This window comes from Paenibacillus sp. FSL H7-0357, from assembly GCF_000758525.1.
Lineage (GTDB): Bacteria > Bacillota > Bacilli > Paenibacillales > Paenibacillaceae > Paenibacillus_AQ.
This window is the reverse complement of the sequence record NZ_CP009241.1, coordinates 5,416,502-5,428,697: the sequence shown is the minus strand read 5'-3', so window position 1 is coordinate 5,428,697 and position 12,196 is coordinate 5,416,502. Positions and strand designations below refer to the sequence as shown.

Annotated in this window: 13 protein-coding genes; 10 read left to right on the top strand and 3 right to left on the bottom strand. The window is 44.1% G+C overall.

The features are described from left to right. The first annotated feature begins 35 nt into the window (after window positions 1–35). The 6 genes from H70357_RS24005 to spo0A all read left to right on the top strand — a co-directional run bounded on the left by H70357_RS24005 (window position 36) and on the right by spo0A (window position 5,989). Window positions 36–908: a TlyA family RNA methyltransferase gene (locus H70357_RS24005; protein ID WP_038594922.1), complete on the top strand. Its 873-nt coding sequence runs from the start codon at window positions 36–38 to the stop codon at window positions 906–908. A gap of 96 nt (window positions 909–1,004) precedes the next feature. Beyond that, complete coding sequence (locus H70357_RS24000) at window positions 1,005–1,475, top strand: hypothetical protein (protein WP_231578311.1); 471 nt, start codon at window positions 1,005–1,007, stop codon at window positions 1,473–1,475. A 29-nt stretch (window positions 1,476–1,504) separates the two neighbouring features. After that, on the top strand, window positions 1,505–1,954 hold the full coding sequence (gene ahrC / locus H70357_RS23995; protein ID WP_038594921.1) for a transcriptional regulator AhrC/ArgR: 450 nt from the start codon (window positions 1,505–1,507) through the stop codon (window positions 1,952–1,954). 42 nt (window positions 1,955–1,996) lie between these two features. Then, on the top strand, window positions 1,997–3,724 hold the full coding sequence (gene recN, locus H70357_RS23990; RefSeq protein WP_038594920.1) for a DNA repair protein RecN: 1,728 nt from the start codon (window positions 1,997–1,999) through the stop codon (window positions 3,722–3,724). 171 nt (window positions 3,725–3,895) lie between these two features. Next, window positions 3,896–4,972: a SpoIVB peptidase gene (gene spoIVB / locus H70357_RS23985; RefSeq protein ID WP_331281772.1), complete on the top strand. Its 1,077-nt coding sequence runs from the start codon at window positions 3,896–3,898 to the stop codon at window positions 4,970–4,972. 198 nt (window positions 4,973–5,170) lie between these two features. Continuing rightward, on the top strand, window positions 5,171–5,989 hold the full coding sequence (gene spo0A / locus H70357_RS23980; RefSeq protein ID WP_038594918.1) for a sporulation transcription factor Spo0A: 819 nt from the start codon (window positions 5,171–5,173) through the stop codon (window positions 5,987–5,989). Window positions 5,990–6,141: 152 nt separating this feature from the next. Here spo0A and H70357_RS23975 read toward each other — a convergent pair whose 3' ends face one another. Further along, window positions 6,142–7,881: an ATP-binding cassette domain-containing protein gene (locus H70357_RS23975; protein ID WP_038594917.1), complete on the bottom strand. Its 1,740-nt coding sequence runs from the start codon at window positions 7,879–7,881 to the stop codon at window positions 6,142–6,144. A gap of 173 nt (window positions 7,882–8,054) precedes the next feature. Between H70357_RS23975 and H70357_RS23970 the strand changes: the two genes are divergently transcribed. Together H70357_RS23970 and H70357_RS23965 are read left to right on the top strand one after the other, a co-directional pair. Next, a complete protein-coding gene (locus H70357_RS23970; protein WP_038594916.1) occupies window positions 8,055–8,831 on the top strand; it encodes an RNA ligase family protein in 777 nt (258 codons plus the stop codon). A 23-nt stretch (window positions 8,832–8,854) separates the two neighbouring features. Next, the gene (locus tag H70357_RS23965; protein ID WP_038594915.1) at window positions 8,855–9,574 is read left to right on the top strand and encodes a hypothetical protein; all 720 of its coding nucleotides are present in this window, start codon (window positions 8,855–8,857) and stop codon (window positions 9,572–9,574) included. Window positions 9,575–9,672: 98 nt separating this feature from the next. Here the strand turns inward: H70357_RS23965 and H70357_RS23960 are convergent, their stop codons facing one another. Further along, window positions 9,673–10,464 (bottom strand): FlxA-like family protein, encoded by a 792-nt coding sequence (locus H70357_RS23960; RefSeq protein WP_038594914.1) that lies wholly within the window; start codon window positions 10,462–10,464, stop codon window positions 9,673–9,675. 171 nt (window positions 10,465–10,635) lie between these two features. Between H70357_RS23960 and H70357_RS23955 the strand changes: the two genes are divergently transcribed. After that, window positions 10,636–11,295, top strand: coding sequence for a helix-turn-helix domain-containing protein (locus H70357_RS23955; RefSeq protein ID WP_038594913.1), 660 nt, complete (start codon window positions 10,636–10,638; stop codon window positions 11,293–11,295). 120 nt (window positions 11,296–11,415) lie between these two features. Then, window positions 11,416–11,724: a hypothetical protein gene (locus tag H70357_RS23950; protein ID WP_038594912.1), complete on the top strand. Its 309-nt coding sequence runs from the start codon at window positions 11,416–11,418 to the stop codon at window positions 11,722–11,724. A gap of 154 nt (window positions 11,725–11,878) precedes the next feature. Here H70357_RS23950 and H70357_RS23945 read toward each other — a convergent pair whose 3' ends face one another. Further along, the gene (locus tag H70357_RS23945; RefSeq protein WP_038594911.1) at window positions 11,879–12,058 is read right to left on the bottom strand and encodes a sporulation histidine kinase inhibitor Sda; all 180 of its coding nucleotides are present in this window, start codon (window positions 12,056–12,058) and stop codon (window positions 11,879–11,881) included. Between the last annotated feature and the right edge of the window lie 138 nt (window positions 12,059–12,196).

The following is a 12,196-nucleotide window of genomic DNA, read 5'->3' as shown; positions in this document are numbered from 1 at the left end:
GCTGAACTTGGGAGCCCAATGATCGGGAGATGAACATGGAACACCCTAAAGAACGTATAGATGTACTGTTAGTTGAACAAGGCTTTTATGAAAGCCGCGAGAAGGCCAAGGCTGCCATTATGGCTGGCCTGGTGCTTGCGGATGAAGAACGGATCGAGAAGGCGGGCATGAAGGTATCGCGCGGTGCAACCCTGAAGGTTAAGGGAGCTGTGCATCCTTATGTCAGCCGCGGGGGACTGAAGCTGGAGAAGGCGCTCCGCCAGTTTGGAATCGAACTGACCGGGAGAATCATGCTGGATATTGGCGCTTCTACCGGAGGGTTCACCGATTGCGCGCTGCAGAATGGTGCAAGCCATGTCTATGCGATTGATGTCGGTTATAACCAGCTGGATTGGGGTCTGCGCAATGATGAGCGGGTCAGCGTGATGGAACGGACCAACTTCCGCTACATGACGCCACCTGATCTGATCGGGCCGGTGCCTGATTTTGCAAGCATAGATGTCTCTTTTATCTCGCTCAAAATCATTCTCCCGCCGCTCAAAGCGCTGGTTAACCGCCCTGCGGACATCGCCGCACTCATCAAGCCGCAGTTCGAGGCTGGCCGTGAAAAGGTAGGCAAATCAGGAGTGGTGCGTGATCCGGCCGTTCATAAAGAGGTGCTGGTGAATGTGCTGACCATGGCTTCAGGGCTGGGCTACCGGCTGGAAGGTCTGACATTCTCACCGATTACTGGCGGAGAAGGAAATATCGAATTTCTGGCCCATTGGAAGCTGCTGCCGGAAGCTGTGGAAACAGCATCGGCAGCGGACCCGGGGACTTCGTTTGCAGAGCTTGCTGATGCCGTAATTAAGGAAGCGGCGGCGACATTTACTGCCAATACCACTGGAAACTCATCGAAGAAACGATGAGTTTCTTTTGCTAGTTCAGCAACAAATAACCACGGCTAAGTACGACAAGCAGGATTTCAGCGATCCTCAAGCGAATAAATCACCGAGGTGATTGCTTTGGCGAGCTCTGATAAAGCGGTTATGATACTCATTGGAGTGGCGGTATCGATCTTCCTGATTTACCGGATATTTATATGGCTGCAGAGCTCTCCGCGTTCGTTCATCAAGGACCGGCTGCCCCTCAATAAAGACATTCTTCCCCATCCTGCCATAGATCTGCTGGAGGCGGCTGGATATGAGGTGATTGGTGGCAAACTGAAGATTCCGTTATCCTTTCAGGTGGACGGGTCTCCGATGTACAGCAGGCTGTTCATTGACTACGTTGCCAGTAAAGAAGAGGACAATTTTTACCTGGTGATTTTATCCCGCCCGCGCAAAGGGCTGGAGTTTACCGGCAGCGGCCTTAGGGATACCCTGCTGCCTTATCTGCTGATTTATCCCGAATGCAGCGGTGTTCTGTATGTTAACACGTCTGCTTCGGCCATACATCTCATCAAACTTGGCAAAGATGATGGGGAATCGAATTAAAGTTCATTTTTTAAATACGGGAGGCAATAATGAAGGGACACAGGCATATTAAGATACGTGAAATTATTACACAGAGGGATATTGAAACGCAGGATGATCTGGTAGAGGCACTGCGCGGCGCCGGTTTCCAGGTCACTCAGGCTACGGTATCGCGTGACATCAAGGAACTGCTGCTGATCAAGGTTCCCATGGATGACGGCAGATACAAATATTCTCTTCCGACCGACCAGCGCTACAACCCGATTCAGAAGCTGAAGCGCGTGCTGGTGGACAACTTTGTTCATATTGATTTCTCCGCCAACCTCGTGGTGATGAAATGTCTTCCGGGTACTGCCAATTCAGTAGCGGCTCTGATCGACAATATTGACTGGCCGCAAATTATGGGCACCATTTCCGGTGACGACACTATTCTGATTATTTGCCGTCAGCCGGAGGACAGCAAAGATGTTATTTCGCAAATTATGGGTTATATCTCTTAATTTAAAAAACTCAGTGATCATCTTTTCGGAGGTGTTGTATTCGTGTTAGAAACCTTGTCGATCCGCAATCTTGCCGTTGTTGAAGCGGTAGATGTGCATTTTTATCCCGGTTTTCATGTGCTTACAGGGGAAACCGGGGCAGGTAAATCGATTATTATAGATGCGCTTGGACTTATTGCAGGCGGACGCGGATCAGCGGATTCGATCCGCTACGGCTGTGAGAAGGCAGAAATGGAAGCGTTATTCAGCTTACCCGCCAGCCATCCGGTATGGGAAACCCTAGATCGTCTTGGCATCGGAGCCGACCGGGAGGAGCATCTGGTTATCCGCCGTGAAATCACCTCCCTTGGCAAAAGCACTTCGCGGGTCAACGGGCAAATGGTGAATCTCAGCATGCTGCGTGAGATCGGCGAACAGCTGGTCAATATTCACGGGCAGCATGAGCACCAGAACCTGCTGAAGGCAGATCGTCACCTGGGATTGCTGGATACATACGGAGATGCCGTGATCGGCCCTCTTAAGGCTGATTATCAAGAGAAATATTCCGCTTTTGCCAAAGTAGAGAAAGAACTGCGGGAGCTGCAGGAATCAAGCCAAAAAGCTTACCAAATGCTCGATTTGTACCGCTTTCAATTAGAGGAAATTTCTTCTGCAGGATTAAAACCCGGAGAAGATGAATTACTTGCTGAAGAAAGGGTCAAACTATCCCACAGCGAGAAAATGATGGATTCCGTATCCGGCGCATACGAGCTGCTGTATGACAGGCAGGGATTGGAATCAATTGGTAACGTGATCTCGAAGCTGGAGGACGCGGTACGATATGATGAAAAGGGTCTCCGGGCAGTGCTTGATCAGCTGCAGTCTTCTTATTATCAGCTTGAGGATGCTGCGTTCCAGCTGCGTGACTATCGTGAGGAAATCGAGTTCAATCCGGTCCGGCTGGAGGAAATTGAAAACCGTCTGGATCAGATTACCGGTCTGCGGCGCAAATACGGGGAAAGTGTAGAGCAGATTCTGGCTTATTATGAGCAGATTGAGCGGGAAACCGACCTTCTGGAGAATAAAGACGAATATATAGAGAAGCTCACCGTGAAGCGCGATGGATTGCTGAACGTTCTGATGGAGGCAGCCGGGAAGCTCAGCGTCGCGCGCAGCCAGTGTGCGGTGGATCTGTCTACCCAGGTTGAAGGTGAACTGAAGGATCTGCAGATGGAACGGACCTCGCTGCAGGTCAAGCTGGAACCTCTGGAGGACCCCCGGGGTATCGAATATCAGGGGCGGCGTTACCGTCTGACCCGACAGGGAATCGACAGCGCCGAATTTATGATCTCCCCGAACCCGGGAGAACCGCTGAGACCGCTGGGCAAGATTGCCTCAGGCGGGGAGCTGTCGCGGATTATGCTGGCGATGAAAAGCATATTCGCGCGGACCGATGCGATTCCGGTTCTTATCTTTGATGAAGTGGATACCGGTGTCAGCGGCCGGGCCGCCCAGTCCATAGCGGATAAGCTGTTCAGGTTGTCATCTTCTTGCCAGGTGTTTTCAATTACGCATTTACCGCAGGTGGCCTGCATGGCCGATCATCAGTATTTAATTCGCAAAAAAGTCGAGGACGGACGCACGATGACCGAAGTGGAGTCCCTCTCAGCGGAAGGCCGGGTGATGGAGCTGGCCCGGATGCTGGGCGGTGTGGAAATTACCGAAAAAACATTGCATCACGCACAGGAGATGCTTGGTCTGGCCGAGGCCAGCAAAGCAGCTTTAGGGTAAGCGGGACAATGATTGACAGTAATAAAAGCCTGGGGGCAGGGTTATCTTATAGGTACGCAATTGGCGACCACCTTTTTCGTCAAGCGAAAGAAGCAAAAGGGAGCGTGACAGCCATTGAAGCCGAACCTCAGGAAGTTAATGCCCGGCCTTTTATTTGCCTTCTTTCTCAGCATGTCAGGAATGACGGGATCACTCCAGGCCTATGCATCACCGCTGGATATTCCGCCTGACAAGCCGGTACAAGGAATTGACGGGGAGCTGAAAGTCATCCCTGGAGGCCAGACGATTGGCGTCAAAGTGAAGTCAGCAGGTGTTCTGGTTGTGGGCCATCATCTTATTGAAGTATCTGAGCAGTCCAAGCTTTCACCAGGAGAGAACAGCGGTCTGGTACCGGGTGATCTGATGATCTCGATTGACGGGAACAAGCTGGACGAGGTATCTAAGGTAGCCAAGCTTGTGGAACGTGCAGGAATGGCAAATGAGCCGCTGACCATCGTGTACAAACGCGACGGGAAAGAACATACGGCGAAGCTGAAGCCTGCTTATGACCGTAATGACAAGGTGTGGAGATTGGGGCTGTACATCCGCGATTCAGCAGCCGGTGTCGGCACCTTAACGTTCTATGCTCCTGAGCAGGGCGTATATGGCGCTCTGGGCCATGTCATTACGGACATGAATACCGGAACACCGATTGTCGTCGGCAGCGGTCACATCGTCCAGTCCAGTGTGACCTCAATCTCCAAGAGCCAGGACGGTGATCCCGGCGAGAAACGTGCTGTATTTCTAAAAGAAAGCCAAGTGCTTGGCAATGTTCAAAGCAATACGGACTTCGGGATCTTTGGCAAAATGACCCGCAATCCGGAGCACAGCCTGTATAAGCAGCCGATACCGATTGCCATGAGCAGTGAAGTCAAGGAAGGGCCCGCGCAAATTCTTACAGTGGTTGACGGACAGCAGGTCGAGCGATTCAATGTAGAGATCATCCATGTTGCCCATCAGCAGACCCCGGCAACCAAAGGTCTGGTGCTGCGCATTACCGATCCCCGTCTGATTGACAAAACCGGAGGAATCGTTCAAGGCATGAGCGGCAGTCCGATTGTGCAGAATGGCCGTTTAATCGGCGCAGTGACCCATGTATTCGTTAATGACCCGAAGTCAGGGTATGGCTGCTTCATCGAATGGATGCTGAAAGACTCTGGTGTGGCTCAGCAGAGCAATATTACTCCCTACAATCTTAAGGCGGTTTAGCCTTAAGATTTTTTTGTCGAAGCTAAGCGAGAAAGATCGAAACATGAAACAAAATATTTAATTATAATCCAATGCCGAAAAAAAATAAAGAAAAATAATTTTCGACAGAAGGATATTCAAACTGCATGTCGAAAATGTAAGGGAGACAAGATAAATGTTATTTTCGAATAGCAGTTATTAATAAGGAGGAAGCAGCCAGTGCAGAATATTGAAGTGTTGTTGGCCGATGATAACAGAGAGTTTACGAACTTGCTTGCCGAATACATTACGGAACAGGAAGACATGACCGTGACGGGCATTGCCTATAATGGTGAAGAAGTGCTTCAAATGCTTAGCGGGGCACGTAAAGTTCCGGATGTGCTAATTCTTGATATCATTATGCCGCATTTAGATGGACTTGGCGTCCTGGAACGCCTGCGTGATATGGATTTGAATCCGCAACCGAAGATCATTATGCTGACTGCTTTTGGGCAGGAGAACATCACTCAAAGAGCTGTGCAGCTTGGCGCGTCCTATTATATTCTTAAGCCGTTTGATATGGAGGTACTGGCCAATCGTGTGCGTCAGCTTGTTGGTACCCAAGGCAGTATGAGCTCCTCCTCCAGCATGTCCAATTATTCCGGCTCCAGAAGTAACAACAATGTTGTGCCGCTCTCCAAAGGCAAAAATCTGGATGCCAACATTACCTCAATCATTCATGAAATCGGCGTTCCGGCCCATATTAAGGGTTACCAATATTTACGTGAAGCCATTACGATGGTGTACAACAATATCGAAATCCTCGGTGCCATCACCAAGACACTTTATCCGGCCATCGCCGAGAAATTCAAGACCACGCCTTCACGCGTAGAACGCGCGATCCGTCATGCCATTGAAGTGGCCTGGACCCGTGGCAACATCGACAGCATCTCCCACCTGTTCGGCTATACCATTAATATCTCCAAATCCAAGCCGACTAACTCAGAATTTATTGCCATGGTAGCCGACAAGCTGCGGATTGAACATAAGGTTTCTTGAAAGGGTTAGGATCAGTGAGCGTGAGTGGTAAGGGGATTTTATGATTTTCTAGCGGCAAGAGCTATTCGGAAATGAATGCAGTAAAAAGACACTGAGATCCTATTCATCAGTGTCTTTTTTGTTGTAATCATTTCATTCCAGAAGGTTGTAGTTTAAAGCAACTTAATCAGCTCTTCCAGCTCATCAACCAATACTTTTGCAAGTTCAAAATCAGTATCTTTTAAAGCCAATTCTATTTTCATTTCAACTGATTTTTTCTTTTGTTCAGTTTCTAAATAGTCTCTATCAAAATGACTAGCATAAATCATCTTTCTGAATTTTCGCATACTCATTTTTCTAATCGTCTTATCGGCAATGATTAAAACATAATCCATACCATTTACCACAGAATAGAAATCATGAGAAATCATGAGAATCGCACCTTTATAGTCTTCAATGGCTTTCTCCAGTGCTATTTGTGTATAGGTGTCTAGATGGCTTGTCGGTTCATCAAGAAGCAATACGTTTGCTTTCCTGGCAGAAACTTTAGCCAATTGAAGCATGTTTTTTTCTCCACCAGATAAAGATTCTATCTTTTGAGTAACGATTTCTCCTTCAAAGCCATAGTTTGAAATATACGATCTTATCTCATCATTAGTTTTAAACCCGGCATCGATGAATTCTTCCAGTATTGTATTAGAATCCTTTAGTATTTCGCTTTGAAGCTGAGATAAATAAGCCATTTTAACATCAGTGTTTATTTCAATTGAATCATGATTATTTTTAAAGATTTCTCGGAGTAAAGTCGTTTTCCCAGTACCGTTTGAACCGATAAGAGCTACTTTATCCGTAGATTTTATCTCAAAGTTAACATTTTCTAAAAGCAATTCATCAAAGGAAACACTATAATTATTGACATTTACAACAACGCTGTCTTCAATTTCATTATCAATACCTAAACTGATATTCGGTTGCTTAATATCTACGAATGGCGCTTTAATTCTACGCGCTTCCAATCTCTCTTGAAACCTAACTCTAGCTTTTAAAGCTCTCCCTCTAGATGCTTCTGAGTTATAGGTTGCGATAACTCTAAGATTATTGATGATGTTCTCGTTTCTCTCAATTTCTTCATTCTCAGCGACCGTGAGTTCTTGTAACTCAATTTTAGTTTGAAGTAATGAGAAGTTATAATCAATATATCGCCCATTAAATTCTTGGATTTCCATGTTTTCAAGGTGTATAATTTTGTTGAAACAATGATTCAATAGATATCGGTTGTGCGTAACAACTAGCAGCATTCCTTTGTGGGAATTAATAAGATTTTTAAGCGCATTTAGGTTTTCAAAGTCTAAAAATACATCTGGTTCGTCCATAATCATTAAGTCTGGACTACTAAGCATTTCCTTCATCACTTGAATAAGTTTGAATTCTCCGCCACTCAGGTCGGATACCCTAAGATCTTTTAGCTTCATGAGGTTTGCTAGATTTAGTTTCTTATTAATATTGCTTTCAAAATCATCCCCGCCAATTGAATCAAATGCGTCTAAAGCTAATTGATACTTTTCTAGTAACGAATCAATCTCCGATGATGTTTCCATTTCAGTGCAAATAGATTTTATTTCATTTTGGATCTTAATAAATTCTTGTCCAATATATTCAAAAACTGTTGTTTCTTTAGATTTGTCCAGTTGGGAGAACTGACTTACATACCCAATTGTGCAAGTTGGGTCCATCTCTAACATGCCATCGAAAATATATCTTTCTGGATCCATCAGTATATCTATCAGTGTACTTTTCCCACTGCCACTTGTTCCTATAAAAGCGCAATGTTGTGCCTCTTCTAACGTAAATGAAATATTTTTATATAGTTCTTTTTGCGGAAATGAGAAGGATAAGTTATCAACTTTTATCATAGTATTACCTTTCTTTATAACTAAATTAGTGACGATTAATAGATGTATTGAAGATCATAGATTTTGAGTTTACCGTTGATAGAGTAACACTGTTTACAACCAACTTCAATCATTTCGCATTAAAGTTGTTCGTGAAATTGAAAAATACTTTCATTGAGAGAGGAAGTTATATTTTGAATTTGAAGAAATTTAATTCTTTAACAAAGTACCCAAGCATTCTTACCTATCATCAATTAGGTGAACGGGGTCGCTTGAATGATGTATTAACTGAGTCCAAAGGCTTCTCAGAATCAGACGATGTTTTTGTTTACGAAAAAGTAGATGGTGAAAATTCAAGAATCATTCTATTTAAAAATGATTATAACGAAGTTGATTATCTGATTGGTTCCAGAGAAGAATTGTTATATGCAAAAGGAGACAGAATCGGTAATCCTTACGGGAACATTGCGGAATTCCTTAAACCGTTAGCAGAGAAAGTAACAGCAGATATCTTTTCACAGGGTGACTGGGCATTAACCGTAATTTATCAGGAATCTTATGGAGGAAAAACTAAAGCATCCAAGAACTATTCTGACAGAAGAACTCAAGGGTATCGTGTATTTGATGTGTTCTCCTTGGATAAGGATGAATTAGATAGACTACTAGAGTTATCGCAGGAGAAAATTGCGGAGTGGCGAGATCATGGTAATCAGCCATTTTATAATGAGATTGAGAAGAAGAGATTTGTAGAGCGCATGGATTTGCAGTCCGCACCACTTCTGGAAACCATCAAGGGTTCCCAATTTCCAACTTCTCTTGAGAGTACATATTCTTACTTAACAAGGTTCGAAAATACGCAAGTAGGGATCGAGGCAACAGGCAAATCAGAAGGAATCATTGTTAGAACAACTGACCGTAAACAAATTAGAAAGATCCGTTTCGAGGATTATGAACGAACGTTTAGAAAATAACTGATCAAAATAGGGGAGTTATTATGGAGACTCATTATACAAGAGCCGTAAATCGAATTAACAATATTGATGCTAAGTATTATATAGATATCTCTAATAAAAGGTATGAAGATGTAAGGTCCAAAGGTGAATATACTGCAGATGCTACACTTATCGCTGAATACTATCGTAGAGTTGGTGTTTTATTACAATTTATGTCTATAGAAGGCGTTAGTATTTATGCAGGCATGGCGAAAATCATTAATAATGAAATAGAGCTTCTCGATTTTGATAATCTGTTTAAAATTTGTCCTAATCTTGAGCCGATAAATTTAACGGTTTTAAAAATGATTTGCTCCAATTATATTCAATGGTGCATACTGCTTGATGCCGGCGACCCGATTGCTGTTAAATTTCATGATACATATGAGCCAATCATCAAGTTGTTTGAAAGAGGTGGAGGACGGATTAGTACGCATCATCACGAATTGGTTGGAGGGTTTGGTGCATTTGGCCGGTCTATACATGCTAGTAGAGGAGACATGAAAGAATTCGACATCAGTGACCAGGCACTTAGACAAGAAATCAAAGAGGTAGAACATGCCGAAGAATACGTTAAAGAGTATAAGTTAGATAGCAGCGTAACAAAGAATTGCCTACGATGCGGAAATAGACTGATTGTACAAGAAAACGAGGGCTATGGTGGTAAATGGTACAAAATTAAATGTGAAACTAATATATGTTTTGATCAGAATTTTAGTTGAAATCTTCAATGAAATAAATCTTAGTCTAGCTGAACCGCTATTCATTTGATTAACCAATCGAAGTGAATAGCGGTTTTTGTTAATCTCCTCGAAAGCCTTCACACCCGTACGTCAATTGATTTTACCGCCCCGGAAGCTCCAGCATCATCCACAGTTTTTTCGTCTCCCGAGAGCGATTTATCTTTCGAAGTGCTGTCTTTGGTAGCCTTCTTATCACTGTCCGTATCTTCCTCAAGTCCGGAAATTTCCGGTACGGCTTTGTTTGCTTGTGACAAGCGGGAGTTATCCTCTTTGAGCTCGGAAACCAACTCGCCAATTTTTTGATCGACATTATGTATGGTAGAGCGGATATCCAGTATCCGTTCCCGTTTGGTCTGCAGGACGGTATATTCTGCATTCTCCAGCATTTCGTATCTGCCGATATCTTTGGTAGGGTTGTTAGCCAGTCTGTCGTGCTCCATCTTGGATTCGCTCTTTAACGGATCTATAGAGCCTTCCAGCTTCTTGCTCAGGCCCACCAGCTTGCCCAGGCGGTCATAAGTCGTGCTGTGCTTTAAAACAACGTCCAGCACTGCTGCAGAGCTGTCTGTTGACGTTGGTTTGCTGTCCTGCTGCTCGGGCCGGTTGCGTTCAGCTTTTTCTTGCATTTCTTGGGCTTTGAGCTCGGCAATTTGGGCATCAATGTTTTGGATTGAGGTCCTCAGGGACTGAACCCGTTCGGCCTTCATCTTCGTGTCCAAATCTTTATCGGCCTTAACCGCGCTGATTTCTTCATTTAATTTGCTTTTTTGGCTTAATAAGCTTTGGATCTCCTTGCCACGGGGGGAAGCAATGGTTTGGTTTGCGGTATTAGTGTTAACGTTACTTGAGATTGAGGGGATGGAATTCATGGGTATTTCCTCCAAATCAAAGAATTATTTACCATATAAATGTTTTATCGGTAAAGCAGGGCGCTAAAATGAGAATAATGCTTAAATAAGCAGCAAGTATTTTAGGGATTAATTGTTATATTGAAACACAAAGTGTTATCTTGTGTTATGATATAGGTAGAGGTGACTCCCATGAACGATTTCGATAACTATCCTGATGAGCTGGGGGATTTTATCCGGCACTTCAGAAAAGCACGCGGGTTGACCTTAAGAGGACTGGAAGAGAAGAGCGGCATCAGTTACTCTCAGCTCAGCAAGATTGAACGCGGGGAAAGTATTCCTCTCAAAGATAACCTGGATAAGATCATTGAAGCGCTTGGAGCGGATCTTAAGAACCGCATGTATCATCTGGCCGACTATATGCCGGATATTGAATACATCAAGACACTTAAGCAGGGCTACAAGCTGCCTGTCCTTAATCAGTCCCAGGATTATATATATGAGACGGCATTTAACAAGCTGAAGGAGTTTCGGTCCAAGGAAGGGAAAGAAACTTCGTACGTTTCGTTTGATTCCGATGAGGTCATCGTTTATGAAACGGAATATGGGGCAGGAATGGTAATAGAAAAAATTGAGAAATATAACCTTACTGATGTGCTCAACGACAAATTTGAAGGCAATCTGGATTCACTCCGTAAGCAGCCCCGAAAAGGCCGACAGGCCTATATCTTCGGCGAGTGGCTGCGGGAATGCATCTATGAGCTGAAGGATGAGGAGCAGGACGAGGTTATCCAGGCACTTAAGGAGTTTACCCAATTTAAGGTGCAGCAGGTTAAGGGCGCGTTTAAATGAGCGTGCGTCCGTTCTATTGTTTTCAAAAATGAATAATGTTGCCCTTTCTTGCAGCCATCTATTCATCTTGATCCATAAACCAACAACAAAAATGGTTACACAGAAAAGGGGATATCTCAAATGAGAGTTAACATGAAATTTACCAGCAAGGGAAAAGCGGCAATCGAAAATTTCAACAACGAAGAGCTGCTGGAGATCTTTGCGAGATACATCAAAACATTGACTAAGAAATATGATATCGAAGTGGACGTGCCTCTCGAAGTGAACCAGAATATCGTGGGGGACGGAACCATAATCGCCATGGCACAGAATGTGAAGTGTGATATCGAAACCTTCTTCAAAGAACTGGGCCGGGATATCAAGGTGCCTCTCAAAAAAAGACTGGGCGGAAAGCTCGACAACGTCTTCAAGACAGAATTCATCGAGTAGTCCTGAAGTACTCTCCTTTATCTAATCATTAATCATCCCAATAAAAGAAGCCATCCTGCACATTAAAGTGAGGATGGCTTCTTTGCTGTTTATCGGGCAAGGCCTATTCCAAAAAGTAGAAACTATGTAATAATATGCTGAGATTATAGCAGCATCAAGCATCCAGGTGCTCTGAGTCCATTAATTTTCTCCCGTTCAGTACATTTTTAATAATTTCAATAAAATCAGGCGAAGCCTTCGCCTCCACCGCCAATTCATAGATGTTCAATAACTGTTCGTCAGATAACATTTCAAGGGATGAGGGGCGCGGAGAAGGATGAAAGTAATAATCCATTAGATTCCTCCATCGGTTATTTAGAATGACTTAAATTATAGTAATCTATCTAAATGGTACCATTTGGAAAGAAATCCGTCTCCTGGTATTCACAGCGTGAATTCCCCTTTACAAAAAATGAATGATATGGGAAAATGA

Bases quoted from the DNA above. Each gene is read 5' to 3' on its own strand.
- H70357_RS23945 (WP_038594911.1), bottom strand. From the start codon at position 12,058: ATGGATTATTACTTTCATCCTTCTCCGCGCCCCTCATCCCTTGAAATG.
- ahrC (WP_038594921.1), top strand. From the start codon at position 1,505: ATGAAGGGACACAGGCATATTAAGATACGTGAAATTATTACACAGAGG.
- H70357_RS23955 (WP_038594913.1), top strand. From the start codon at position 10,636: ATGAACGATTTCGATAACTATCCTGATGAGCTGGGGGATTTTATCCGG.
- H70357_RS23965 (WP_038594915.1), top strand. From the start codon at position 8,855: ATGGAGACTCATTATACAAGAGCCGTAAATCGAATTAACAATATTGAT.
- H70357_RS23950 (WP_038594912.1), top strand. From the start codon at position 11,416: ATGAGAGTTAACATGAAATTTACCAGCAAGGGAAAAGCGGCAATCGAA.
- H70357_RS23960 (WP_038594914.1), bottom strand. From the start codon at position 10,464: ATGAATTCCATCCCCTCAATCTCAAGTAACGTTAACACTAATACCGCA.
- spoIVB (WP_331281772.1), top strand. From the start codon at position 3,896: ATGTCAGGAATGACGGGATCACTCCAGGCCTATGCATCACCGCTGGAT.
- H70357_RS23975 (WP_038594917.1), bottom strand. From the start codon at position 7,881: ATGATAAAAGTTGATAACTTATCCTTCTCATTTCCGCAAAAAGAACTA.
- H70357_RS24005 (WP_038594922.1), top strand. From the start codon at position 36: ATGGAACACCCTAAAGAACGTATAGATGTACTGTTAGTTGAACAAGGC.